The following is a 25,003-nucleotide window of genomic DNA, read 5'->3' as shown; positions in this document are numbered from 1 at the left end:
GTACTTTGAACGGTAAACCAAGTGTATCAGACCAAACCTCGACCCACATGAAAAATCTGTATCTGAAAATTGGACAGCCATCCGCCATACTACTTTTATTTGCTTCCTGTTTCTTTGCCTGTCAGGATATCGACCATATTCTCGGCAGTTTTTCTGACAGGATCGAAGGCACCTGGGAATTTGATAGGGTCAGGTTCAGGGAAAGCTGGGCTATTGACGGCAATGAGGTGACTTCAGATTACCGTAATCTTGTATTTAACTTTTATGATGATGGTTTTTTAACGCTGGAATATGTGGACGACTCCGGAAACCTGAAAATTGACGAAGGGGAGTGGGATACCGAGGTGGACCGTAATTGCAATGATGATGGGGGAAACTGTGATCGTGACAGTTTTTTTTACCTAACCTTGTATGAGCCGGAAAATGGAATTTTTGATCGTAACAATATATGGGAGATCACCTATCTGGGTACCAGAAAATTAAAAGCCCGACAAGATACCGGTGATGGTGTATTCAGATACAAATTAGAGCAGCGGTACTAGTACTACTTTGTCACTTTCCACCGTTTCATCGTCCATGATTGAACGAAAAAGAAGGTAGCCATATATCACAAAGTAGTTCTATGAAGAACGAATCGCACCAAAGCCCTGTATTATTATAAAGATATTCAATTGACTCATCTATACGACAGGAGTTTTTTCAAAAAGTACTTCCTTTCATGCTATCCCGGCACGATCTTCTCTTTCTTTAGCAGTTGTCTCAGCGGATCTTATAAATTCGTCCAGTCCATAATGAACAATACTTTGACCTCGATCTTCCAAACCACGATCTATATTTCTTTGTTCCCGGGCCACATTTAAACCTGTTATCTTATTGATAAGGTTCCTTCGGTGGGCATCTCCCATGCCCACCAATATATATTTGTCTCGTTTTTTTTCAGCATGCCGAATGCGTTCCCACATATAATTTTCACGCCATGAGTCGATACGATGTCTAAAAACCCCATGATTATCATTTGATTGGAATAAGTTTTTCAAATTGGGTTTCTTTAGTGCGTCATCTATATGCTCACGGCGTGAGAAAACAGATGTCCGTTGACCGTAAGTTCCGAAGTTATCAATATTGTAATCGATCAATGCCTCGATCATAGGTTGTAAAATGTCGGTCGATGTTCTCACTGCCTCTAATGTATCTCCAATATTTTCTTCCTCCTCGAGTCTCGTCATCAAAGGATTCCATTCGGTTGCATTTTTATGCCATTCTTGCTTTATTTCCCTTTCCGAACCGGAAAGGAAAGGTGTGGGAAGACGAGCAATTACTTTTGCCATTCTTAACATTTCAAAGAAGCAGCTCAACCCGGCGGGGGCATCCCCTGATAGCAAAGAATGATCTTTTGTGATGTTTTCATATACCAACGATAAACCATATGCATAACGCCTGTAAAAGTTTTCCAGGTGGTGGTCCGGGGGATTGATCTCACGGGGAAGGGGGGAGACCACGCTACTTAGCTTTTGCTTATGTCTGTCTTTTAAACTTTCTGTAACGCCCGAACGCCTATTGACCATTTTAAAAGGAATTTTTTCAATCGACTCATACATGAAGCGCTTGGTTTGCAAAGCCCGCGCCACATCTAACAAAGTGGTATGAGAATGATCTTCCCCCAATATTGTCAGCTTAGTGGGATCTATCCGTATCCAGGGGTTATCTGATCCCAGGTGTGCTGAAAAAAGTGTGCCAATATAATCAATACTCGTATCACCGAATTGGCGATTTTTGAACCTTTTCAGTTCAGCTTCGTTGAGAAAATGCCTATGTACATTATCTTCTATCAGCTCATTAAGTGCTTGATCGTAATCCGGATCTTCCTGGTGCTTCGGCATTTTTTTTACCTCCTGACCTTTTGGACCGACATAGACACTTCGTTGTATTACCGGCGCATAGGACGACGGATGACAGGAAGTCGATCGCGTACTGAAATTAGTAGCTGCTTCTTTCAACTGGTGAGCGGGCTTTGCCCTCCGTTGTAGCTCTTGTACCACATGCCGGGGTTTATGGAGGAAGTGTTTATCCAGGGTAACAGGTTGGCTGATAGCATATTCATCGGCCATGGCTTGGAGTTGTGCTGACCGGAGGGCTTGGGGGGTAAGCCCTGCAAGATCCTGCAACATGTTCGCTTGAAATGCTTCAGAGCGGTTATCTGCTATAGTCGGGATAGGGTTTTGGTTACTCCTGCCGCAGTAAATTGGTTGGGAGGTAATAACTGGGCTTTTGGTTACATAAGTATTCATCGCTTGTCCTTGGATCGTCTTGTCTTCTACTGACTTTACATGGTCTCTTTGTAATTTAAAAAACTTTAGCCAGGAGAAGAATTCTTTTGGATGTTGTCCATCAAATTGTCTATAGATGAACCTGCCGAGCAATTGTAAAGAAGGTTCTTCCCGGGAAAGGGTAAAAAATATCCTTCACCTTAAAATACTAAAATTATTGCAACAGCACTCATGGATCAATTACGAAATATTGATTTAACTCATTAAAAATCAAATTTTTATCTTTCAAAAGCTAGTACTGGTGTCGGGTTAAGCATACAATGGGAAAACCCACACCGGCAACAACAAAATAAAAAATTATCATTTCATGTGATCGTTTGACCATTTTCAAATTTATTATATAAAAGTTATGATTATTTTTATGAAACGCTAACTACCCTTACTATGGTTAAAAACGGTTTTATTGTTTTGCTGACAATTCTCGTCCAAACCGCTTATTCCCAAACTTTGGCCCCCACCCTATCGGAAGCCTTATTAAAAGTAAAGGTGACCGACCTCGACGACAACCCCAGCGAAGGAGAGATTATCACATTCAAAAATAAGCAAACCCAAGATATGTATGAAGGTATCACCAACGCTCGGGGTTTATTTGAAATTTTGATCCCTAAAGGCCAGACCTACATCGTCAGGTACAGAAATTTCGGTTATGACCATCAATATGCCGAACATGAGATACCTGATTACAAGGGAAAACTGGTATCAAAAATAAATATCAAATACCGCCTTCCTTCAAAAACAGTGCTGGAGAATGTGTTCTTCGAAGAAGATAATGTCACGCTTTCTTCCGGATCATATGAAGCCCTGGACAAATTGGTGGAACTACTGAAGGTCAAACAAAGCACCCACATCCGTCTGGCCGCCCACAGCGACAGCAACGGTGACACAAAGGAAAAGCAAAAGTTAACGGTAAAACAGGCTGAAAATGTAAGGAGCTATTTGGTATCGAAAGGTATAGCGGCAGAGCGGGTAGACATTGTCGGGTATGGTGGACAATACCCCATGGCGAGTAATGAAACTGCCCAGGGACGGGCAAAAAACAGGAGAATTGAAGTGGAGATTGTGAAAAAGTAAAAAACACTGCCCTTTTTGCCAAATAAGGTGCTTTTCAAAATGCCTCAGACAAAATTTTCTTTCAGTTTTAATAAAATTTCAAAAAAAAGTAGGGGAAAAAAATTAACGCTTGTAATAATAATAAATTGCTTGAATGCATATATAAACGATGGAAAGTGGAAGAAAAAACATCAGATCAGGGTTATTGAGCAAGCGGGAAGAAAAAATTATGCAGTGGATGACACACCTGTCAGTTCCGGCGGGAAGAGGTAAACATAAGGTGTGGGAGGATTTAGAGAGAATGATCCTTTCCCGTGAGAAGAAGAAGGTGAAAATTTTGCCCATGTGGTCTAAATGGCAGGTAGGCGTAGCGGTTTCCGTCATGTTGTTAATAGCCATGTACGCTGTGATCCAACAGGTATCTAACAAAATTATAGAAACCTCACGCGGTGAACAAGTGGTTTTTTACCTTCCTGACAGCTCAAAAGTTACCGTGAATGCCGAATCCAAAATCACATATAATGCACTTTTTTGGGGAAAAAGCCGTAAAATTCAGTTGGAAGGTGAGGCATTCTTTGAGGTAGAAGAAGGCAAAAAATTTGAGGTAATGTCAAGAAATGGTTCCGTGGAGGTGCTGGGAACAAGCTTCAACATATTTGCCAGGGAAAATAAGTACATTGTCAATTGTTTGACTGGTAAGGTAAAAGTGAACAACAAGGATCACAATGACTTCAAGATTTTAACGCCCGGGCTATCTACCCGCATAGAGAATAACCGGTTACGACTGATTTCGCGCCTGAAACCTGAGAAAATATCTGCCTGGGCCAGAGGGGAATTTTATTTTGAAATGACGCCATTGGAAGAGGTGATTAAAGAACTGGAAAGACAATATGACTTAAAGATAAGTGCTGAAAAAGGGATCGATCAACGGTTATATACAGGATTCTTTTACGGTAGAGCTGATTTGGAAAAAAGCTTGGACCTGGTGTTTTCTCCTATGGGACTAAAATTTGAAATCGTCCAACCTAAAGAAATCAGGATATTCAGTGAAAATATGTAACAAGCATGAATAAATAAAGTGTGGCTTTATAATAATAAATCTTAACTATTCCTTAACACCTCTCCTCTAGCCGGTAGACGAAATCATAGGCGCGATTCTACCGGCTATTTTTTTCGGCAATTTCATTAAAAACAACGAACTGGTAGTTGTAATCTTATAGCTTAAAGGGATTATTTTATTAAATCTTGAAAAAATTTAACAAAATGATACAGATGCAAATTTTTAATATTACATTTGGTTACAATAGTCAACAAAGGATTGCCAGGTTTAGACTGAAATTTTAGCCAAAACATCTTTTCTTTCCAAACATGAGTCCTTTCTTATTAAAAATTTTAAAATATGAACATTTTTGTAGCTAATCTTGACTATCAGGTCAAGACTGAAAAATTAAAGGAACTCTTCGAAGCATACGGAGAAGTGGCTTCTGCTAAAATCATTACAGATTTTGGCACTGGCAAATCGAAAGGATTTGGTTTTGTAGAAATGCCTGACGACGTTGAGGCGAGGTCAGCCATCAATTCACTGAATGAACACGAAATCAACGGGCGGGCTATTGTGGTCAAAGAAGCTAAACCCCGTTCTTAGCATTTTATAATCAAGCACTTTAGAATGTCATTAGCAGCTATTAGCTGCTTTTTTTATGATATTCCAACACTTCCGAGCAATATGAAAATTGGTTTACTTTCAGACACACATGGCTATCTGGATGAAAAAGTCTTTCAATATTTCGAACATTGTGATGAAATCTGGCATGCAGGGGATATAGGAACATTGGCACTTTACAACCGGTTATCCGAATTTAAGCCTGTAAGAGCTGTTTACGGAAATATAGATAATCATGAAATCCGCAATGTTTGCCCCGAATGGCTTCAATTCGATTGCGAAGGCCTGAAAATCTGGATGACACATATTGGCGGTTATCCCCCCAAATACAACTTACGGGTGCATACCAAGCTCAGGAAACATACCCCGGATATTTTTATTTGTGGTCATTCTCATATATTAAAAGTAATGACCGACCCACGTTTGGACAATTTGTTATATTTAAACCCCGGTGCCGCAGGAAAACATGGTTTTCATAAGGTGAAAACGGTGATCAGATTTGAAATCAACAACAAAAAAGTTGAAAACATGCAGGTGATTGAATTAGGAAAAAGGGCCCAAAAAAAGCAAGGTGACTGACCTTGCTCATTATATCCATAATCAATCAAATCAGACTCAGATTATTTATCCTCAGCCTGCTTCTCTTTTTTTGATTCTTTCTTTTTTGTAGCTTTTGCCGCTTCCTCTTTTACTTCGTCCTTTTTATTAGTAATAGCTTTTGCAACTGTGGCCTCTTTCTTAGGTTCGTTTTTAGTCTCCTTGGTGTCAGATTTGGCCTCACTTTTAGCGGCTGTTTTTCCACTTTTTACCGTGGTTTCCTCCTTTTGAGCCTTAGCGGTACTTACATCACTGGCTTCCGCAGGTTTTTTTTCAGCTTTTCCGGCCACCTCTTCTGCTTCAGGGCTTTTTTTAACTTCAGCAACCGCCTCTTCCGCTTTAGCAGGGCTTTCTTCGTTCTTTGCAGCCGGCTTTTTGGCCTTGGCTTCTTTTGCCTCTACTACCTCTTCTGCAATTACCGTTTCTTTTACCTCTGCCACGACATCCTGCGCCTCGGTACCGGCTGGCTTCTTAGTGGAAGACTTCGCCTTCCCTGCATTCGCAAATTCCTCCTTGATCTTTTCTATATCGACCCGTTTAATAACAGGTTGCCTGTTTATATTTTGAATTCTTTTAGTCCTGTTATTCGCCCTGCTCTTATTCTTCCTGTCTTTTCTTTTTAGTCTGGTAACGGCCATTTCTGTAATTTTTGCTAAAACGAGGGGCAAATTTAATAGAATAGTTTGAATAATCTAAACATTTATTTCAAATTATTCTATTTAATACGCACGATCCGGGTTGATTGATTGTATCCGGCAAAAATCCCTAACCCATTCCGGATGTTTGTGTGAACGGGAACCGGTTCGGCAAAGGGATTGTCTTCCACCCAAAATTGTAAAGCCTGACTGCGCCGGTATAGATAATAGTCCTTGCTTACGTGCCTTAGTGCAAATATAAACGTAGAATAGTCATGGGCAAGATTACCAGACAAAGTAGCACGTGAGTCATGAAAGGAAATGGTATACGTTTTTCCACTGAACAAATTATCACTTAACAAATAACTAGTCATAATAGACGTCTGAAAATCTTCTGCTCTCAAATCTTCCGTATAAAACGCAAACTGGACCAAAATACTGTCAATTTGCGTGGATACCTGAGTTTCTCTATCATATTCTAAAATTTTGAGATATGCATAAAGTACGAATTCATAATAATTCTCACCCGGCAGGTCCTCAATCGTTACATGAAATCTAAACCGTTTAAGACCCTCAGTCAACACCGAATCAACGCTTGCTTCCGATATGGAAGCCAACGCAACAGGAATCGTTGTTTCTGCGATGACGTTTTCATAACCTTCTTTAGCCACCTCTATACTGTAACGCATGCCTCTTTTGGGTTTTAAATCTTCATGGGTGTAAAAGAGCGTGCTACTATCAAATAATAATTCACCTAACCATCGATCATTCTCATAAACATCGACTGTTGCACCTCTTATAATTTCAAATGGGCCTTTATCCAGTATGTACTTGGATTGTGAGATATGGACTGATAGGGTACTATCCGGGTTGATGATACCATTTAAAACCGGTTTCGGGCTTCCTGAATCCAAATCCAGCTCCACAACGGTTTCACAACCGTAAAAAATAACACATACCATTATGAGCAGTTTTTTCATGAATCAAAATTTAAAACTATAACTTATAGCAGGAATAATAGGAAAAAGGCTATATTGGATAAACCTTCTATTGCCCTCGAAATCGCGGTGAACATCGATGAAAAAAGGATTTCTGGTGCTGTAAGTATTGTACGTGCCAATTGTCCACTTTCTGACACCCCATTTTTTTTGTTTTGAAAAACCAATACTTAGATCCAGCCGGTGATAAGATCGCATTCTATACCCATTTCTTCGATCATAATATTTTACGCCATCCGGTATAAAATCATTAAATAATAGTGCACTTACACTAGAGTAGTCTATGTACCTTGAACTGGGCAATGTGATTGAATTTCCTGTTCCATACACCCAGGCCCCGGAGACATCTATGTGGTCATTGACTTTAAATACGCCCGTAATACTGATATCATGCCGGCGATCGAATCTGTAAGGAAACCACCGGCCAAAGTTGAGGTTATCAAACTGTCTGTTGGACCAGGAAAGGGTATAGCCAAGCCAGCCGGTGAACTTGCCGGTTTTTTTCTGAACAAACAGTTCGACACCGTAACTATCACCCCGGCCTGTTTCAACTTTATCCTGCCAGTCCCCATCCACATTGAGAAAACTGGCCCCCTCCTTGTATTCAATCAACCCCTCCATTTCTTTGTAATAAGCTTCCAGGCTTACCTCATAGTGTTTCTTGATGGTTTTTGCCAATCCCAGGGCAAATTGATGCGCTTCCTGGGGCGCCACTCTTTCAGTGGCCGGAAGCCAAAGGTCAGTGGGCAAGCCAATGCCACTGTTAGTCAGCAAATGGATGAACTGCGCCATTTGTGCATACGATCCTTTGATGGAAAACCCGTTGTTCAGCAAATACCTGGCAGCTACCCTCGGTTGAAAGGATGTATAAAATTCATCACCGACACTAAAGGCCGAAATATGAAAGCCCGCGTTGATTTTCAGGTTATCGGATACCCTTATATCATCTTCCAGATAAGCGGCAAATTCGTTGGCAGTGGTTCTAAAAGATCCCACTGTGGTATCACTTTGTACTGAAGATTGAAAAGAAAGAATGCCCGGATTAAAGGTGTGATTGATGGCATTAACGCCAAAACGTATATAATGATTGGGATCCGGAATAAATTCAAAATCAATTTTTGCTCCAAAATCACGGATTCCTGAAAAATAAGAAATAGATTCCTCCTCACTGTCAACGCTATCGACATAGATTCGTTCTTCAGAATAATATTGTGATACATCAAAACGATAGCGACTGTAAGTCAATGTCAGGTTACTGAAAAATTTAGGATTGAAAACGTGATTCCACCGCGCCGCAGCTATAATATTGCCCCAGGCAAGTCTGAATTCATCTTCAGAACTTACACTGTGGTCATCAAGCTCATAATTTTCACTAAATCTGCTGTAGGCATCGTCATTCCCAAAATAACCACTCAGATAAACCCGGTCCCTGTTGGAGAATTTGTGATTGATTTTCCCATTCAGGTCATAAAAATAATAACCTGCAATTTCATCGCCATCTGTAGCAGATTTGATCAAAGGCCTGGCTAAAATATCTATGTAGGTCCTTCTCCCGGAAAAAAGGAAGGTGGTACGCTCATTTTTAATGGGCCCTTCCAAAGTTAGTTTCGATGATACCAGTCCTATGGCCCCCTCGCCTCTCAGCTTTTCGTTGTTGCCCTCTTTCATGGTAATATCAATAACCGATGACAACCTACCGCCATACCGGGCAGGAAAACCGCCCTTGATCAACTCCACATTATTGATAGCATCAGCATTGAAAACGGAGAAAAACCCAAACAAGTGAGAAGCATTGTACACCGGCACACCATCGAGCAGGATTAAGTTTTGATCTGGCCCTCCGCCCCTTATATACAAGCCGCTGCTTCCCTCTGTGCCGGATTGTATACCGGGAAGCAACTGAAGTACCTTCAATACGTCTACCTCACCCAGCAGTGCGGGCATCGCTTTAATCTGGTCCACAGGAATGTTGATTTTACTCATCTGTGTTATTTCCTCAATTTCTTCTTGGCCGGAAATAACAATTTCATCGAGCTCGACCACCCCTTCCAGCCCTACATCCATTTCCGAATCTTTATTCAGGTAAAAGTGTGTCTCTATAGGCTGATAGCCAACAAATGAAAAGACCAGCTTGACGGAATCTGCTGGCAGCGTAAGGCTGTAAAAGCCATACTTGTTGCTGGTGGTGCCCTGGTAATTTTCCTTATTGTATATGTTTGCACCTATGAGTACTTCGCCAGTACGTTTGTCTTTAATGTAACCACTAATGGTAAATTTTTGTGCCTTGAGTTGCTGGCTGGAAAATAACAAACACGCACCTAAGAAGGTAATTTTAAAAAATAAAGCCACTTTGGGACAAGGTTTGACTTAAGCTAAAAATAAAAGTTATCAGGATAAATATACAAATCTTTAAGGCTGGGAAAAAGTTTTGGTGGCCTGATTTTGAAAGCAAGTAATCGCCAAAGCTTGACTTCAGTCTTTTTGACTGATCGTCTATCGCAGGAACAAGATTTCATAACAGCAGCAATGCCTTTTAAAAAACTGCAGACGATCCATTTTTTTTTAATAGTTTTGGAAATTGAATAAAAATGCCAGACAAATATGAGCAATCAAAAGCCACGTTTGCCAAAAGGAATGCGGGACTTCGGTCCGGATAAAATGGCTAAACGGCGTTTCATCTTCCATGCTATCAGAACTACCTTCGAAAAGTTTGGTTTTGAAGCACTTGAAACACCTACCATGGAAAACCTGTCTGTACTGACCGGAAAATACGGCGAAGAGGGGGATCAGCTACTTTTTAAAGTACTCAATTCAGGTGATTACCTTTCCGGAACTTCCGTGGAAGATTACACGTCAGGAGCCAGAAGCCTGTCATCCAAAATCGCAGAAAAAGGATTGAAATATGACTTAACCGTACCATTTGCACGGTATGTAGTGATGAATCGCCATGACCTTACCCTGCCCTTCAAAAGGTATCAAATCCAACCGGTCTGGCGCGCCGATCGTCCTCAAAAAGGGCGTTACAGGGAATTTTATCAATGTGATGCCGATGTTATCGGCACAGACTCCCTGATCTGTGAGGCGGAAATAATCCTGATGATGAACGAAGTATTTGCAAAATTGGGCATTAGGGATTATAACATCAAGATAAACAACCGGAAGATATTAACCGGTATCGCCGGAATGATTGGTAAACCGGATAAAATCAGTGAATTGTGTGTAGCTATTGACAAACTTGATAAAATTGGCCCTGAAAAAGTACTGGAAGAGCTTATAACCAAATCGTTTTCTGACCAGGCTATTACAGCGCTCAAACCCTTTCTCAAGGTTGAAGGCGACAATGATCGAACATTAAACAATATTAAGGCATTGCTTGCATCCTCTGGCCCAGGACAAGAGGGAATAAGAGAATTTGAAGACATTTTAAGCTATCTGGCCCAATTTGAAGCCGGGGACAATCATCTCGAGTTTGACCCAAGGCTCGCCAGGGGTTTAGCTTATTATACCGGCACTATTCTGGAGGTAAAAGTAAACAATGTTGATATTGGCAGTGTCAGCGCGGGTGGAAGATACGATGACCTGACAGGCGTATTTGGTATGCCGGGCATTTCGGGAGTGGGCTTTTCATTTGGTGTTGACAGGATTTATGATGTCATGGAAACGCTCGGCTTATTCCCGGAAGATACTTCGATAACGACGACTGTGCTTGTTACAAATTTTGACAAAGCCAGTGAACCTTACGCCATCGAGGTCTTGGGGCAGTTGAGAAATGCTGAGGTTAAAAGTGAAATCTATCCGGAGCCTGCCAGGCTTAAAAAACAAATGAACTATGCTCACAAAAAGAACATACCCTATGTATTGCTGATAGGAGAAGAAGAGGTGAGCAGCAATATGATGACTTTAAAAGATATGCGTAATGGCGAGCAGAAAAAAATGACCACGCCGGAAATCATTGAAGCCCTAAAAAATAGCTGAATGCTGAAAATTCCCTGTTAGCTGGTGATTATTTCCGCACCCACTTTCGCCTGAACCGATAATAATTTTAAATTAAGTATATCGTTTATAAGAAATGAGAGCATTTTATAGGTAAAATCTCCACCACCGATATTATTTTACATCGGGTGAGTCTTTGAATTAAAGGTTTGAATTTAAAACTCCTACATAGCTTTTTTTTGGCTTTTTTATGGTTATTACATCATAACATAACCGCACAAAATACCAGTGCCGGTGGCCGTTTTGAAGTGGATTATCTGAAAGGTTGTGCCCCTTTTACAATAAATATCACACAAATAGGCCTCACGGGGTTAACCAGAACCTATGATTTCGACAGGGATGGACTGTTTGAAGGAAATCTTACTACGTATACCTTCGATACCCCGGGAATTTATACGATTTTGGAGGTCATGGCCAATCAAATCCCACGTGAAGACAGCATTACCATCGAAGTTGCGGAAGCCAGGGAACCAGTGTTTACAGTACGGAATTGTGCAGGTAATAATGTAAAAGTCAATGTTACCGATACCTATTATGACCGGTTTTTTATTGATTTTGGAGATGGAAGTAATTTAACTATTAATCAGGGCGACGATGTACCCCCTCATAGCTACGGGGCACAAAGCACCTATACCATAACTGTCAGAGGTATTTTCAATGGGGCGAAAGACAACTGCGCAACGGGGGCTATCGACATAAGTACGGTAAACAACCTGGTTCCGGCCACTGTCAATTCAGTGACCATGACCGCGGTTGACGCCGGCGCCGGAACCATTGAATTATCCTATAACCTGTCGCCCAACATAATTTATGATTTGGAGCAGGCTGTCAACGGCCTGCAAAATTTTCAAAGGGTGGAAACCCTCACTGATCCTTCACTAAACACAATTGAAAACCTTAATACTGTCGATAACTATTACTGTTACAGGATCAATGCTGTAGATGCCTGCTCGGGGGCGGTGATTCATTCGGATACCATATGCAGCATAAATCTCAACGCAGTGGCCCAAAACAATACTAATAACCTTACCTGGGCTACGGAAGATTTGAACTTTTCCAATTATGCCATTATAAAAGACGGCAATGTCATCAGTACCATAAATAATGCTGCACAAACCATTTACAATGACAGTGATGTGATATGTAATCAAAACTATTGTTACCGGATCGTCAGTAACTACACTAACGGCTTGGTTTCAACATCCGGTGAAATTTGTGTAACGGCTTTCAGTACCGATACCCCTGCCTCTGTAGAGGATATGACCAGTACCATTACTAATGATCAGGTAAACATAACATGGGAAATTCCATCCGCTGAATCACCCCGTCTTTATTTTGTTTATAAGTCAACCAATAATGAACCGGCAGCAGTGGCAGACACAGTGGACAGTAACAACTATACAGACAGCGATGTAAGTTTTCCCGGAAATTCCTATTGTTACAGCTTTGCTTATGAAGATGCATGCGGAAACCTGTCGGACATTGGCCCGGTCACATGCCCGGTAATTCTGACAGGCTCACTGGGAACGGATAACCAGGTTTCTATGAACTGGACTGATTACCAGGGCTGGATAGTGGGGGTAAATCAGTATTTTGTGGATATTTTCGATGATCAACAAAACCTTTTGGAGTCAGTTCCCGCAGGCAGCGGGCTTTCCCTGACAGACGATACCCGGAACAGGGGGTCTCAAATTCTATTTTATCAGGTAAGAGCTGTTTCCAATGATCCCTTACCCCGAGAAAGCCTGTCCAACCTTTTCAGGGTACAACTGGAGGTATTGATATTTCTGCCCAATGCCTTTACCCCTAATGAAGACGGCTTAAATGATTCTTTCGAAGCCCAGGGGCAATTTTTTCAGGAATTCAGTATGAAGATCTTTAACCGTTGGGGTGAAATCATTTTTGTATCAGATAACGCGGATGTAGGCTGGGACGGTACCTTCAAGGGTAAGCTTATGCCGGAGGGTACCTATGTTTACAGGGTAGATGTGACCGATTTTACCGGCCTTAAAACCACCAGGACCGGCGGCGTAGTACTTTTGCGCAGGTAGTGACAACCGTTTTTGAGTATGAATTCACCATTAAAAAGAATATTTTTGTTCTTCCAATAAAAAATGAATACTATGTTTGACATGATGAAAATGATGGGTAAGATCAAGGAAGCCCAGGAGAAGATCCAGGAAGCACAAAAAAACCTGGTAAAAATAGAAACCACCGCTGAAGCGGGTGCCGGCATGGTAAAAGCCACTGCCAATGGAAAAAAGCAACTGGTAAACCTCGAAATAGATGCCAGCCTGACCAAGCCCGGAGAAGAGGATATGCTAAAAGATTTGATCATTGCCGCTGTAAACAAGGCTATTGAACAGGCGGAAGAGCTGGCAAGGGAAGAAATCAAAAAATCAACCGAAGGAATTATACCCAATATCCCCGGCATGAACCTCGGCGGACTTTTTTAGATGAGCACTGTAGCTATTATCATTCTTAATTATAATGGTAAGAATTATCTGAAACAATTTTTACCTACGTTAAAAAAACATAGCAATGGACACCAAATCATCGTCGCTGATAATCAATCTACCGACGACTCTGTTTCGTTCCTGACCAATCATCACCAGGATATAAAACGGATTATCCTATCTGAAAACTTTGGTTACAGCGAGGGTTATAACCGTGCTTTGCAACAAATAGAAGCAGATTATTACGTGCTGCTTAACTCAGACATAGAAGTTACTGAAAACTGGGTAGAGCCTGTAATTACCCTGATGGATCAAAACCCCGACATTGCCGCCTGCCAACCCAAGATTCTTAGTTACGAAGAGCGAGACAGATTCGAATATGCCGGCGCTGCCGGCGGTTTTGTCGATTTGCTTGGGTATCCGTTTTGCCGCGGCCGGATTTTTGATAGTATTGAAAGTGACATGGGGCAGTACAATGACAACAGGGAGATATTCTGGGCAACCGGTGCCTGCCTGTTTATAAGAGCGACAGCCTTTTTCGAAGCCGGTGGATTGGATCCCCATTATTTTGCACATATGGAAGAAATTGACCTTTGCTGGCGGTTAAAAAGGATGGGATTAAGGATATTTTACTGTGGAGAAAGCCAGGTTTATCATGTAGGAGGAGGCACCTTACCTAAAGCCAACCCCTTTAAAACGTATTTGAACTTCAGAAATAGTCTGATAACCCTTTATAAAAACTCCGCTGCCAGCGAACTTTTATGGAAAATACCGGCGCGATGGCTGCTGGATGTCGTGGCAGCCATTCGCTTTCTGGGTCAAACGTCTTTCAGGGACTTTTGGGCGGTTGTAAGGGCCCATATGACTTTTTTAACACATATTCTAAGGATTGAAGGCCAAAGAAAGGCGGTGTTGAAGCTGGGAAAAACAATGCCGTTGCATGAAATGTATAAAGGATCTGTGGTGGTAGCTTATTTCCTGAAAAATGCAAAGATATTTTCGGATCTGAAGTTCTAGAAATACCAGACGCGATTGTTCCTTCTCCTCAGATGTTTTCTGAAGTTAATGATAAAGGCGAGTGACAAATAAATAATAATTGGCGACCCGAAGGTTAAAAACGAAGCATAAATAAAAAATAATCTAATACTGGCAATAGGTATTCTAAGTTTTTCTCCTAACTTCGTGCAAACGCCAAAAGCTTGTGACTCGAAGAAATATTGAATTTTCCGCATTGTATCTTTTAAAGAAAGATTTGCAAATATAATAAAGAAAATGAGGAATTATTTCGACTTTTTAAAGATTTTTTCACTTATAAATTGCATTCGTAATTTTATAAATATAGTTTTGCACTTCGACACAACCAAAATTTTAAATATGACTTTTATGAAAAAACTAGTTTATGCTTTATTCCTAGTAGGGGTTCTATCTTTTTCAGGCTGTTCGTTGAACCAAATGGTGAAGATGGCTGACCAACAGCAACTAACCGTAACACCCTCCCCGCTAGAAGTTCATGCTGATACAGTAAATTTTGAAATGTCAGCAGCTTTACCGGTGAAGATGTTGAAAAAAGGTAAAGTTTACACTGTTAACAATTTTTATGAATTTGGTGATCGTGAAATACAACCACAACCTACGAGTATAGAGTTCAAACAGGAGGATTTTCCCAATGCAAATGAACAACAGCCCAGAATAAGCGAGAATTTCTCTTTCCCTTATGAGGATGCTATGCAATCAGGTAAACTTACGGTACAAGGTGTCGCTTCTGATCCAAGGAATAACAAATCAAAAGAAACTCCCAGGATGGATGTTGCCGAAGGAATTATTACCACTTCAAGATTAGCGCAAAATAGCTATTATGCGGCGTATGCACCTCACGGTTATAACGATCAGGAAGAACTGATACCGACCAACGTCGATTTTTTCTTTTTGCAGGGAAGCCCGGTTTTAAGATATTCTGAAAGACGAAGTGACAGAGGCCAATTTTTCGACGCTTTTGTAGCTGAAAAAAATGTCACAAGAACGGTTACCATTACAGGTACTCACTCACCCGAAGGTGCTGAAAGGATTAACTCCCGGCTATCACAGCAGAGAGCTGAAGCCATCGAGACTTTCTACCGCAGGCAAATGAGAAAATATGACTACAAAGGGATGGCTGACTCCATCAACTTCATTCTTAAGCCTGTCGTGGAAGATTGGACTGAATTTAGAGCTGAATTGGAAAATTACGATGGTATCTCCGGAGATCAGAAATCTGAAATTTTGAATGTAATCAATGGCGCCGGCTCGTTTGAAGATAAAGAAGATGCGCTTCAAAGGTTAGGATCGTACAGAACCATTTTCAAAGATATCTATCCCAAACTAAGAACCGCCCAAACAGAAATATTAACGGTTAAAGATAAAAAAACCAATGCCGAGATAGCTGTACTGGCCAAAAGTATTGTTAACGGTGGGGTAAGTTCCGATACGCTTTCAGATGAAGAGCTGAGTTTTGCTGCTACGTTAACCCCATCGCTAAGTGAGAAAGAACAAATTTATACCGCCGCTACCAAGAAAAATGATAGTTGGCAGTCTCATAATAATCTGGGTGCTACCTACCTGGAAATGGCCATGAAAAACAACGGCGGCGGCAACCTGGATAAAGCGATTACACAATTCGAAATTTCCAACAAAAAGCAGGAAAATGCGCAAGCTTACGTGAATTTAGGTTCCGCTTATTTAATGCAGGGTAATGTTGCTAAAGCTTACGATGCTTTGAAAAAAGCCGAAGGCATGAGCCCTTCCAATGAAGACAGAAGGGGAATGAATGGCGTAAAAGGTGCTATCGAAATAAAGATGGCCAAATACGGTGATGCTGTTAGCAATCTGTCAAACGCTCCCGATAACCCTGTGAACCTCTTTAACAAAGGGTTGGCACAGATATTAAACGGAGATAACAGCAGCGCCCTCACCACCCTGGAGCAGGCGACTTCGGCAGATAACGACATGGCTCTTGCTTACTATGCAGCGGCCATTGCCAGCGCCAGGTCTGACAATGAATCGGGAGTAACAAGCAATCTTACCAAAGCAGTTACTGCTGATGCCTCCCTGAAAGAAAAAGCGTTGACTGATCTTGAATTCAGGAATTACGCTTCTGGTGATGCTTTCAGAAATGCTATTAAATAATTAACTAAAGTCTATATAAGGGCCCTCCTTTCAGGAGGGCTTTTTTTTTGCATTTATGGGCAATCTACCACTATTTCATTTTTGTAATTACAAACATTGTCCTATTTTTACTGCGCTAAATTAACATTCAAGTATTATGAGGGAATTACAATTCAGGCAGGCACTAGGCGAGGCCATGAGTGAAGAGATGAGAAGGGATCCGAAAATATTTTTAATGGGTGAAGAAGTGGCTGAATATAACGGTGCTTATAAGGTTAGTCAAGGTATGCTCGACGAGTTCGGGCCGGAAAGGGTGGTCGATACCCCTATCGCAGAACTTGGTTTTACAGGATTAGGCGTTGGGGCTGCCATGAATGGATTGCGTCCTATCATTGAATTTATGACATTCAATTTTTCGCTTGTTGCTATTGACCAGATCATTAACGGTGCCGCCAAGATGAAATCAATGTCAGGAGGACAGTTTAATGTTCCCATCGTTTTCAGGGGACCTACCGGCAACGCGGGAATGTTAAGCTCCCAGCACTCACAAAACTTTGAGAACTGGTACGCCAATACACCAGGTTTGAAAGTTGTGGTACCCTCTAACCCACATGACGCTAAAGGATTATTAAAAGCCTCAATCCGTGATGATGATCCGGTCATTTTCATGGAGTCTGAACTCATGTATGCTGATAAGGGTGAGGTTCCCGAAGGAGAATATCTATTGCCCATAGGAGTGGCGGAAGTGAAAAAAGAAGGAAATGATGTCACCTTGGTTTCCTTCGGTAAAATGATGAAAGTGGCCCTGGAAGCAGCAGATCAACTGGCAAAGGAAGATATATCCTGTGAAGTGATCGACCTGCGTACGGTAAGACCGATCGATTACGAAACTGTCATCAATTCCGTTAAAAAAACCAACCGGCTGGTGATTGTAGAAGAAGCCTGGCCGCTGTCTTCGCTGGCAACTGACATAGCGTTTAACATACAAAAAGATGCGTTCGATTTCCTGGATGCCCCGGTTAAAAGGGTTAACAACATGGATGTACCCCTACCCTACGCCCCTACTTTAATCGAAGTAATCCTGCCCAACGTCAAGAGAACCATCGAAGCGGTAAACTCCGTATTGTACCGCTAAAATATTCCTTGTCACCTCCGTCTGGCGCGAGCGTCTCGTGGGTGTTGGTGTTGCACAACTATTTTCGACAAAATTCTTTGTGTCTTGGTGCCTCCGTGGTTCACCATTTTTCACCACGGAGGCACCAAGACACAAAGAGACACGGAGATTTTAGCAGAAGCAATGAGCATGCAGGCACGTGCTCAAGTCGTGCAATAGCCACGGGACGCTTGCGCTATTCGATAACAAACTAACCACAAAGATATGAAGATCCGGCTATCCGCTAAACGGATTCAAATTGGCTAACCCTCTTTTGCTTCCCCCCATTTTATTCATGGTTTTCATTAGCTTTCGCATATCATTGAATTGCTTCAATAAGTTATTTACCTGTTGAATAGAAGTACCACTTCCGTTCGCAATTCTTTTTCGCCGGCTTCCATTAATGATATCAGGGTTTTCCCGCTCTTTGGCTGTCATTGATTTGATGATCGCCTCAATGGGTCTGAATGAGTCATCATCGATATCCATTCCCTTCAAAGCCTTGTTCATACCAGGCAGCATACCCACCAAATCTTTAATATTTCCCATTTTTTTGATTTGTTCCAGTTGAGATAAAAAATCGTTAAAGTTAAACTGGTTTTTTCTGATTTTCTTGTTTAATCTTTTTGCCTCCTCTTCATCAAAACTTTGTTGTGCCCTCTCAACCAGGGAAATAACATCCCCCATACCCAATATCCGCTTCGCCATCCTGTCGGGATGAAAAACATCGATGGCATCCATTTTTTCACCGGTGCTGATAAACTTAATAGGTTTATTCACAACAGTTTTTATCGACAATGCAGCACCCCCGCGCGTATCGCCATCCAGTTTGGTCAACACTACGCCATCAAAATCAAGTCTTTCGTTAAAGGTCTTTGCCGTATTAACCGCATCCTGTCCCGTCATGGAATCCACCACAAAAAGTGTCTCCGAAGGTTTCAGATGGTCCTTCAGTGTGGTGATTTCATTCATCATTTCCTCATCAATTGCCAAACGCCCCGCGGTATCCACAATGACTATCTTTTTGTTCCCGGATTTGGCATGCGCTATGGCATTGCCGGCAATTTTAAGCGGGTCTTTATGGTCGGTTTCAGCATAAACCTCCACCCCAATCTGCTCTCCCAATACCTTTAACTGGTCAATAGCTGCCGGCCGGTATACATCACAGGCTGCCAGCAACACATGCCGGCTTTGCTTCTTGAGCATACTGGCCAGTTTACCGGAAAAGGTGGTTTTACCAGAGCCTTGTAAACCCGAAATCAGGATAACCGCAGGATCCCCCTGAATACTGATGTCAACCTTTTCACCACCCATCATGGCCGTCAACTCCTCATCGACAATTTTGGTAAGTAACTGACCGGGCGATACCGACACCAGTACCTGGCGCCCCAAGGCCTTTTGACGGATAGTATCAGTTACTTCCTTGGCTACCTTGTAGTTAACATCGGCATCAATCAGAGCCCTTCGAATTTCCTTCACCGTGGTAGCCACGTTTACTTCGGTAATGGACCCCTGCCCTTTCAGGGTTTTAAATGCTCTTTCCAGCTTTACACTAAGATTGTCAAACATAGTCTTGAATAAAATTACCTGTTAATGAATCCGACCCATGAAGATTTAAATCAGAAACCACAAAATTAAGCAAATAAATCAATTATTAAATTGCATAATTAATCATATTAACGAATAGTCTAAATTTTGTAATTTTATGCGATGGCTTCCTCTATCGTTTCATTTTTTTGCTTTTGGCTAACACTGACTATTCCAGGACAGGATACGATTTATATTACCAAAGCCGGAAAAGTCAACTTTAAATCCGATGCGCCGTTAGAATTGATTATCGGATTCAGCAGGAACCTGGCCGGCGTAATCAACGCTGACAAACACACGTTTGCTTTTACCATTCCCATCAATTCGTTTGATGGTTTTAACAGTGCTTTGCAAAAAGAGCACTTCAGAGAAAACTACCTTGAAACACACAAATATCCGGACGCTACCTTTCAGGGGAAGATGATTGAAATAATTGATCTTGAACAAACGGGTGAGTACGAAGTACGGGCCAAAGGAAACCTGGACATCCACGGCGTGGTTCACGAAAGAATTATCAAGTGTCAATTGACAGTCAAGAACCAAGGCATCAGGGTTGCAACCCAATTCAGTGTTTATTTACAAGATCATAACATTCAAATACCCAAGGTTGTTTATCAAAAAATTGCAGAAGAGATCACGGTAGAAGTAGAGGCTGAATTTGTGAAAAGATGAATAACATGTCTTCACAAATGGTAACAAATTCTTTTCCCGGCAAATGGTCCGGTATTTTGCTTTTCGCCTTGATCCTACGCTGCCCTGCCACCGCTCAAAAGCTATGGGTCAAAGAGCTGCCATTCAAAAAAGAACACGAAGGAGTCAACATCAACAAAATATACCAGGACAGCTCAGGGCTGTTATGGCTGGGTACGACCGACGGCCTGTTTCGCTATGATGGAAACTCTTTTACCCGGTATCTGCTTTCCGAATCCGGCGGCAATGTGGTTACCAGTATTTACCAGGACCGTAAACAGCATTTATGGGTGGGCTATCAAAGCGGCAGCATAGCGATTTTGGCAGATCAGCATTTGCAGTGGTTAAACCAAAAAGACAGTCTTCGAGTGGCACCTGTTACCGATATCCTGGAAGACAAAGATGGCATTATCTGGATCTCAACATATGGTGAAGGTATATTTTACCGGAAAAACGGAGAATTTGTGAATATCAACCTGGAAGACGGCCTCACAGATAATTTTATTTATGTCATGGTTGAAGATAAAAAGGGACGCAAATGGGCGGGTACAGACAGGGGAATCGGTATCTGTCACCTGGAAAATGGTATACCGAAGATACGCACGATCAACGTTGAGGATGGCCTGAAAGACAACATTGTCAAAGCCATCACCTCAGACCGCGACGGTGACCTGTTCATCGGCCTGTATGAAAACGGCTTCTGCAAATATGATCTTGAACGAGAAGCTATCATAAATACCGATTACCCATCCTGGTCTTACGGACCGATCAATCACGTTGAAGTAATAAAAAAGAACGAAATCTGGCTCGCCACAGAACGGGAAGGGGTGTTTGCTTATAATTTCGATAATGGAGGCCTGTACCGGGTGATAGAATCCAATGAATTTAAAAACGCCAAGGTGTTGTCTCTATTGAAAGATAGGCAGGGAGGCATATGGTTCAGTGATAACTTCTCCACGCTGAAAATGACTGATCCCAGGTTTGAGTTTCACGTCGACTTTAACCGGAGCCTGCAGGAAATCAACTCGTTTGCCACTGACAAGCAGGGAAATATATGGTACGCCGGCGATATGGGGATCAATAAATATGATCCCAACAAGCCAGGCAACAAGGTTACGCACTTTCGTATTCCCCAATTGCCTGATCCGGGGAAAGTCATCAGCACCTACCTCGATGACTATGGATTTTTATGGCTCGGCACCTATGAGCACGGGGTTTTCCGTTTTGATCCCATCACAGGCATATTAACCAACCTCAACGAATCCCATGGCCTTGTGAACAATAACGTATTATCAATCAACGGCTATCAATCCGATATCTGGTTTGCGACATTGGGAGGGGTATCGAGGTGCCGCTTAACCAATCCCCGAAACCCGGCAGACTTCTCATTCAAATTCCAAAACTTCAACGAAGAAGACGGCCTGGGCACCATTTACATTTATCAGGTATTTATTGACTCCAGGGGAAGGGCATGGTTTGCTACCCATGGAAAAGGGATCACAGTCTTTGACAATGAAACCATCGAACACTTCGGAGCTATCGATGATTTGTCAAGTAATGTCATTTATTCAGTGGCAGAAGACGCTCACGGAAACATGTGGTTCAGTACGGCAAATGGCGAATTGTACCAGTATAACAACGATAAATTTGAAGATCATACCCGGGCGATAGGCCCCAAGAAAAAATCAATTTTAAGTTTAATTGGAGACAGATACGGCAATCTTATCATAGTTTTTGCGGATGGCATGGGCCTGCTGGATAATAAGTCGACATACCATGACCTGAAAAGCAGTCTGGGAAACAGCATTACCGACAACCCGCTGAATGCAGTGGATTTGGATGTACACGGTAACATTTGGATCTCCACCCAAAAAGGCCTGATCAAATTTGATCAATACAAAAACCCGGATGAAATAGGCCATACCACGTTTATTGAGCACGTGGCCATTTTCTTTGAAAAAGTCGAGGTTAACCCCGGCGAAAGATTTCTTTATGATCAAAACCATTTGACATTTTACTGCCGCAGTGCCTTATACCGCCATCTGGAAGAAATATCCTATGAATACATGCTCGAGGGCTTTGACCTGGACTGGAATGTTTCTAAGGATTATCATTTTACATATCCTAAATTGCCGCCCGGAGATTATAGTTTTAAGGTAAAAACCAGGCTGAGCAGTCAGCCGTATGAATCAAACCTCGCCAGGTTTGACTTCACCATTGTCGCTCCACTGTGGCAAAGACCATGGTTTTATTTAAGCGTAATATGTGGATTAGCAATAGGCTTGTTTTATTATATAAAAGCCCGGGAAAAAAGGTTAAAGCAATCTGAAAGAATGCAAAAAGATATCATAGAGTTTCAATTTCAAACCTTAAAAAGCCAGGTAAATCCACATTTTCTTTTTAATAGCTTCAATACCCTGATAGCCATTATTGAAGAAAACCAGGAACTGGCAGTAGACTACGTCTCAAAGCTATCTGACTTTTTTCGTCACGTCTTAACTTACAGGGACAAACAAATCATTACTTTAAAAGAGGAGTTAAAGTTGATGAATGATTATTTTTTCCTGCAACAAAAGAGGTATGGTAACAACTTCAGCATTGAGGTAAACGTTAGTGAAAAAGCAAAAAAAACATTTATACCACCGTTAACCCTTCAATTACTTACCGAAAATGCGTTGAAACATAATGTTGTGTCTAAAAAAAAGAACTTAACTATTGAAATTTTCGACCGGGGTGAAGAACTTTACGTTAAAAATAACTTAAACCCTAAAAATCCGGATTCCGGATCCACCGGTTTTGGGTTGGAAAATATTAAAAACAGGTACCTGCTATTATCCAATAAACAAATTGAAGTTTACCGATCTGATTCCTATTTTTCAGTTATCGTTCCTTTGTTAACTAAAATTGCATGATAGACATACTCATTTTGGAAGATGAACAAGCGGCATTACATCGACTTATTAAAATTATAAAGCAAACCATTCCCGAAGCAAGAATAGTTGGCTCGGAAGACAGCATAGAATCTTGCGTCGAATGGTTCGATAGCCACGCCCATCCGGACCTGATATTCATGGATATTCACCTGGCTGACGGTCTTAGTTTTGAAGTTTTTAAAAAAATAGATGTCACCGCCCCTGTTGTCTTTACCACTGCTTATGACAAATACGCCATCAAGGCCTTTAAAGTAAATAGCATTGACTATCTCTTAAAGCCTATCAAGCAGGAAGAACTGGAAAAAAGCTTTGAAAAATTTAAGGATTGGAAAAAAAATAAGACCACTCAGGCAATTGATTATGATAAATTGTTCCGGATATTGAAGGAAAACCAGGACAGTTATCAGGAGAGAATTGTAGTGAAATACGGACAAAAGATTAAAACCATAGAGATCGGAAATACCGCTTATTTTTATACAGCAGAAAAGGTGGTGTTTCTTTGCACCTTTGATTCGCACAATTATCCGATTGATTACAACATCGACACCTTGGAAAGTATGGTTAATCCAAAAAACTTTTTTAGAATCAACCGGCAATTCATTATCAATATCAAGGCGATAGATCAAATGTTCAGCTATTCAAAATCAAGGGTAAAAATATTACTCTCTCCCCCTTCTTCAATCGAAACCATCGTAAGTACAGACCGGTCCGGAAAATTTAAATTATGGCTCGGAGGCAAAATCGACTGAATTTCAGTGTTTATCTTAAATAACTCAATTGCCCGTTCAGTGTAAGATTATACCTGTTCAGAGAAAATTAATTCAGTGGTTGCCAGGAATTAAATACTTTTATTTTAATAAAAATTATACCCATTTATTCTGAACTGTTAAACTGATGTCAACTTAAACATGAAACGAGGTCTCATATTTGCGGGTATCATACTGGCACTCTCTATCTTAATTTTTGGTTTATACCAATACAACAAACCCCACAGGGATATTGCTTCTTCGGCGGCTGATTATCGACTCTCTGCTGATGAGTTATTCCTTGAATTTGAAAAGAACCGGGCAACGGCCTCTTCGAGATATGTAGATAAGGTAATAACTTTTTCCGGAATTATCTCCACTGTCCAGCAAAATCAGACCGGCGGATACAATATCTTATTAAAAGGCCGGCAGGGAAGTGTGAACTGTGAAATCGATCCCACCTTAAATCTGAACATAGAAAACCTATTGGAAAATACGCTTGTGAATGTCAAGGGATTATGTGTTGGCTATGATGATCTGTTGCAGGAATTACAATTTAAAAAGTGCAATATCATGCCATAGCAGGTAACTATTCCTGTAAACCATAAACTTACCTGACAAAGGAATGATAAATCAACATTGAAAACTGATTCTATGATGAAAAGAAATATGATTAGAAAAATACTTGTGCCGGCATGTTTCATAGGCATTTGTGTCTACGGTTGTGACTACGACAATGAAGAAGAGCTTTTCGGTCTTCAAAACTGTGACACCACCAATGTATCATTCTCTGCAACTATTGAGCCACTTATTCTGACCAACTGTGCCATACAAGGCTGTCATGTGCCTGGCAACGGACGGGTTTTATTAAGAAATTATGAAGAAATCAAAGAAAATGTCGATAACGGCAGCATATGGAGACACGCCATACGAGACAAGGATATGCCGCCTGACGGCCCCTTGCCAATTTGTGATATCAGAAATCTGGAGGCTTGGATCGATGCCGGGGCGCCCGATAACTAAAACTAATTAAC

22 protein-coding genes are annotated in these 25,003 nt (G+C 41.4%); 16 read left to right on the top strand and 6 right to left on the bottom strand.

From position 1 onward, the window contains the following. Positions 1 to 47: 47 nt before the first annotated feature. Complete coding sequence (locus AC04NP_RS00805; protein ID WP_482857397.1) at positions 48 to 542, top strand: hypothetical protein; 495 nt, start codon at positions 48 to 50, stop codon at positions 540 to 542. A 174-nt stretch (positions 543 to 716) separates the two neighbouring features. Here the strand turns inward: AC04NP_RS00805 and AC04NP_RS00800 are convergent, their stop codons facing one another. Continuing rightward, the gene (locus tag AC04NP_RS00800) at positions 717 to 2,288 is read right to left on the bottom strand and encodes a hypothetical protein (RefSeq protein ID WP_482857396.1); all 1,572 of its coding nucleotides are present in this window, start codon (positions 2,286 to 2,288) and stop codon (positions 717 to 719) included. A gap of 423 nt (positions 2,289 to 2,711) precedes the next feature. Between AC04NP_RS00800 and AC04NP_RS00795 the strand changes: the two genes are divergently transcribed. The 4 genes from AC04NP_RS00795 (at position 2,712) to AC04NP_RS00780 (ending at position 5,619) form a co-directional block, all read left to right on the top strand. Further along, positions 2,712 to 3,398: an OmpA family protein gene (locus tag AC04NP_RS00795; RefSeq protein ID WP_482857395.1), complete on the top strand. Its 687-nt coding sequence runs from the start codon at positions 2,712 to 2,714 to the stop codon at positions 3,396 to 3,398. Between the two features lie 148 nt (positions 3,399 to 3,546). Then, entirely contained in the window at positions 3,547 to 4,437 is an 891-nt protein-coding gene (locus tag AC04NP_RS00790; protein ID WP_482857394.1) for a FecR family protein, read from the top strand. A 339-nt stretch (positions 4,438 to 4,776) separates the two neighbouring features. Next, positions 4,777 to 5,022 (top strand): RNA recognition motif domain-containing protein, encoded by a 246-nt coding sequence (locus AC04NP_RS00785; protein WP_482857393.1) that lies wholly within the window; start codon positions 4,777 to 4,779, stop codon positions 5,020 to 5,022. Between the two features lie 81 nt (positions 5,023 to 5,103). Continuing rightward, positions 5,104 to 5,619, top strand: coding sequence for a metallophosphoesterase family protein (locus AC04NP_RS00780; protein WP_482857392.1), 516 nt, complete (start codon positions 5,104 to 5,106; stop codon positions 5,617 to 5,619). 41 nt (positions 5,620 to 5,660) lie between these two features. Here the strand turns inward: AC04NP_RS00780 and AC04NP_RS00775 are convergent, their stop codons facing one another. From AC04NP_RS00775 to AC04NP_RS00765, 3 genes are all read right to left on the bottom strand, one after another. Then, positions 5,661 to 6,275: a hypothetical protein gene (locus AC04NP_RS00775; RefSeq protein WP_482857391.1), complete on the bottom strand. Its 615-nt coding sequence runs from the start codon at positions 6,273 to 6,275 to the stop codon at positions 5,661 to 5,663. 77 nt (positions 6,276 to 6,352) lie between these two features. Further along, entirely contained in the window at positions 6,353 to 7,252 is a 900-nt protein-coding gene (locus AC04NP_RS00770) for a DUF4249 domain-containing protein (protein WP_482857390.1), read from the bottom strand. 3 nt (positions 7,253 to 7,255) lie between these two features. Then, positions 7,256 to 9,619 carry a TonB-dependent receptor gene (locus tag AC04NP_RS00765; protein ID WP_482857389.1) on the bottom strand — a complete coding sequence of 788 codons (2,364 nt, stop codon included), beginning with the start codon at positions 9,617 to 9,619 and terminating at the stop codon, positions 7,256 to 7,258. 252 nt (positions 9,620 to 9,871) lie between these two features. On the opposite strand from AC04NP_RS00765, the gene hisS reads away from it, so the two are divergent. The 4 genes from hisS (at position 9,872) to AC04NP_RS00745 (ending at position 14,736) form a co-directional block, all read left to right on the top strand. Further along, entirely contained in the window at positions 9,872 to 11,245 is a 1,374-nt protein-coding gene (hisS, locus tag AC04NP_RS00760; RefSeq protein ID WP_482857388.1) for a histidine--tRNA ligase, read from the top strand. 197 nt (positions 11,246 to 11,442) lie between these two features. Then, a complete protein-coding gene (locus AC04NP_RS00755) occupies positions 11,443 to 13,314 on the top strand; it encodes a T9SS type B sorting domain-containing protein (protein WP_482857387.1) in 1,872 nt (623 codons plus the stop codon). 72 nt (positions 13,315 to 13,386) lie between these two features. Beyond that, entirely contained in the window at positions 13,387 to 13,719 is a 333-nt protein-coding gene (locus AC04NP_RS00750) for a YbaB/EbfC family nucleoid-associated protein (protein WP_482857740.1), read from the top strand. Then, positions 13,720 to 14,736, top strand: coding sequence for a glycosyltransferase family 2 protein (locus AC04NP_RS00745; protein WP_482857386.1), 1,017 nt, complete (start codon positions 13,720 to 13,722; stop codon positions 14,734 to 14,736). It begins immediately after the preceding gene. Here the strand turns inward: AC04NP_RS00745 and AC04NP_RS00740 are convergent. Continuing rightward, positions 14,733 to 14,951, bottom strand: a complete 219-nt coding sequence (locus tag AC04NP_RS00740) for a PspC domain-containing protein (RefSeq protein ID WP_482857385.1) — start codon at positions 14,949 to 14,951, stop codon at positions 14,733 to 14,735. The genes AC04NP_RS00745 and AC04NP_RS00740 overlap by 4 nt on opposite strands. A 151-nt stretch (positions 14,952 to 15,102) precedes the next feature. On the opposite strand from AC04NP_RS00740, the gene AC04NP_RS00735 reads away from it, so the two are divergent. After that, the gene (locus AC04NP_RS00735; RefSeq protein WP_482857384.1) at positions 15,103 to 16,881 is read left to right on the top strand and encodes a tetratricopeptide repeat protein; all 1,779 of its coding nucleotides are present in this window, start codon (positions 15,103 to 15,105) and stop codon (positions 16,879 to 16,881) included. 136 nt (positions 16,882 to 17,017) lie between these two features. Continuing rightward, positions 17,018 to 17,995 carry a pyruvate dehydrogenase complex E1 component subunit beta gene (locus AC04NP_RS00730; RefSeq protein ID WP_482857383.1) on the top strand — a complete coding sequence of 326 codons (978 nt, stop codon included), beginning with the start codon at positions 17,018 to 17,020 and terminating at the stop codon, positions 17,993 to 17,995. 255 nt (positions 17,996 to 18,250) lie between these two features. On the opposite strand, the gene ffh is transcribed toward AC04NP_RS00730, so the two are convergent. Next, complete coding sequence (ffh, locus tag AC04NP_RS00725) at positions 18,251 to 19,582, bottom strand: signal recognition particle protein (protein WP_482857382.1); 1,332 nt, start codon at positions 19,580 to 19,582, stop codon at positions 18,251 to 18,253. Positions 19,583 to 19,723: 141 nt separating this feature from the next. Between ffh and AC04NP_RS00720 the strand changes: the two genes are divergently transcribed. The 5 genes from AC04NP_RS00720 to AC04NP_RS00700 all read left to right on the top strand — a co-directional run bounded on the left by AC04NP_RS00720 (position 19,724) and on the right by AC04NP_RS00700 (position 24,992). Further along, a complete protein-coding gene (locus AC04NP_RS00720; RefSeq protein WP_482857381.1) occupies positions 19,724 to 20,272 on the top strand; it encodes a YceI family protein in 549 nt (182 codons plus the stop codon). Positions 20,273 to 20,289: 17 nt separating this feature from the next. Continuing rightward, positions 20,290 to 23,202, top strand: coding sequence for a ligand-binding sensor domain-containing protein (locus tag AC04NP_RS00715; RefSeq protein ID WP_482857380.1), 2,913 nt, complete (start codon positions 20,290 to 20,292; stop codon positions 23,200 to 23,202). Then, positions 23,199 to 23,972 carry a LytR/AlgR family response regulator transcription factor gene (locus AC04NP_RS00710; protein WP_482857379.1) on the top strand — a complete coding sequence of 258 codons (774 nt, stop codon included), beginning with the start codon at positions 23,199 to 23,201 and terminating at the stop codon, positions 23,970 to 23,972. The genes AC04NP_RS00715 and AC04NP_RS00710 overlap by 4 nt, the downstream gene beginning before the upstream one ends. 159 nt (positions 23,973 to 24,131) lie before the next feature. Next, complete coding sequence (locus tag AC04NP_RS00705) at positions 24,132 to 24,551, top strand: OB-fold protein (RefSeq protein WP_482857378.1); 420 nt, start codon at positions 24,132 to 24,134, stop codon at positions 24,549 to 24,551. 72 nt (positions 24,552 to 24,623) lie between these two features. Continuing rightward, positions 24,624 to 24,992 carry a hypothetical protein gene (locus AC04NP_RS00700; protein WP_482857377.1) on the top strand — a complete coding sequence of 123 codons (369 nt, stop codon included), beginning with the start codon at positions 24,624 to 24,626 and terminating at the stop codon, positions 24,990 to 24,992. The last annotated feature ends 11 nt before the right edge of the window (positions 24,993 to 25,003 follow it).

The sequence above is a fragment of the Agaribacillus sp. DX54 genome (genome assembly GCF_056858335.1).
This window is presented reverse-complemented; position numbering and strand designations above follow the sequence as displayed.

Excerpts from the sequence above, each read along its gene's own strand:
- AC04NP_RS00805 (WP_482857397.1), top strand. The coding sequence starts at position 48 with ATGAAAAATCTGTATCTGAAAATTGGACAGCCATCCGCCATACTACTT.
- AC04NP_RS00800 (WP_482857396.1), bottom strand. The coding sequence starts at position 2,288 with ATGAATACTTATGTAACCAAAAGCCCAGTTATTACCTCCCAACCAATT.
- AC04NP_RS00795 (WP_482857395.1), top strand. The coding sequence starts at position 2,712 with ATGGTTAAAAACGGTTTTATTGTTTTGCTGACAATTCTCGTCCAAACC.
- AC04NP_RS00790 (WP_482857394.1), top strand. The coding sequence starts at position 3,547 with ATGGAAAGTGGAAGAAAAAACATCAGATCAGGGTTATTGAGCAAGCGG.
- AC04NP_RS00785 (WP_482857393.1), top strand. The coding sequence starts at position 4,777 with ATGAACATTTTTGTAGCTAATCTTGACTATCAGGTCAAGACTGAAAAA.
- AC04NP_RS00780 (WP_482857392.1), top strand. The coding sequence starts at position 5,104 with ATGAAAATTGGTTTACTTTCAGACACACATGGCTATCTGGATGAAAAA.
- AC04NP_RS00775 (WP_482857391.1), bottom strand. The coding sequence starts at position 6,275 with ATGGCCGTTACCAGACTAAAAAGAAAAGACAGGAAGAATAAGAGCAGG.
- AC04NP_RS00770 (WP_482857390.1), bottom strand. The coding sequence starts at position 7,252 with ATGAAAAAACTGCTCATAATGGTATGTGTTATTTTTTACGGTTGTGAA.
- hisS (WP_482857388.1), top strand. The coding sequence starts at position 9,872 with ATGAGCAATCAAAAGCCACGTTTGCCAAAAGGAATGCGGGACTTCGGT.
- AC04NP_RS00750 (WP_482857740.1), top strand. The coding sequence starts at position 13,387 with ATGTTTGACATGATGAAAATGATGGGTAAGATCAAGGAAGCCCAGGAG.
- AC04NP_RS00745 (WP_482857386.1), top strand. The coding sequence starts at position 13,720 with ATGAGCACTGTAGCTATTATCATTCTTAATTATAATGGTAAGAATTAT.
- AC04NP_RS00740 (WP_482857385.1), bottom strand. The coding sequence starts at position 14,951 with ATGCGGAAAATTCAATATTTCTTCGAGTCACAAGCTTTTGGCGTTTGC.
- AC04NP_RS00735 (WP_482857384.1), top strand. The coding sequence starts at position 15,103 with ATGAAAAAACTAGTTTATGCTTTATTCCTAGTAGGGGTTCTATCTTTT.
- AC04NP_RS00730 (WP_482857383.1), top strand. The coding sequence starts at position 17,018 with ATGAGGGAATTACAATTCAGGCAGGCACTAGGCGAGGCCATGAGTGAA.
- ffh (WP_482857382.1), bottom strand. The coding sequence starts at position 19,582 with ATGTTTGACAATCTTAGTGTAAAGCTGGAAAGAGCATTTAAAACCCTG.
- AC04NP_RS00720 (WP_482857381.1), top strand. The coding sequence starts at position 19,724 with ATGGCTTCCTCTATCGTTTCATTTTTTTGCTTTTGGCTAACACTGACT.
- AC04NP_RS00715 (WP_482857380.1), top strand. The coding sequence starts at position 20,290 with ATGGTAACAAATTCTTTTCCCGGCAAATGGTCCGGTATTTTGCTTTTC.
- AC04NP_RS00710 (WP_482857379.1), top strand. The coding sequence starts at position 23,199 with ATGATAGACATACTCATTTTGGAAGATGAACAAGCGGCATTACATCGA.
- AC04NP_RS00705 (WP_482857378.1), top strand. The coding sequence starts at position 24,132 with ATGAAACGAGGTCTCATATTTGCGGGTATCATACTGGCACTCTCTATC.
- AC04NP_RS00700 (WP_482857377.1), top strand. The coding sequence starts at position 24,624 with ATGATGAAAAGAAATATGATTAGAAAAATACTTGTGCCGGCATGTTTC.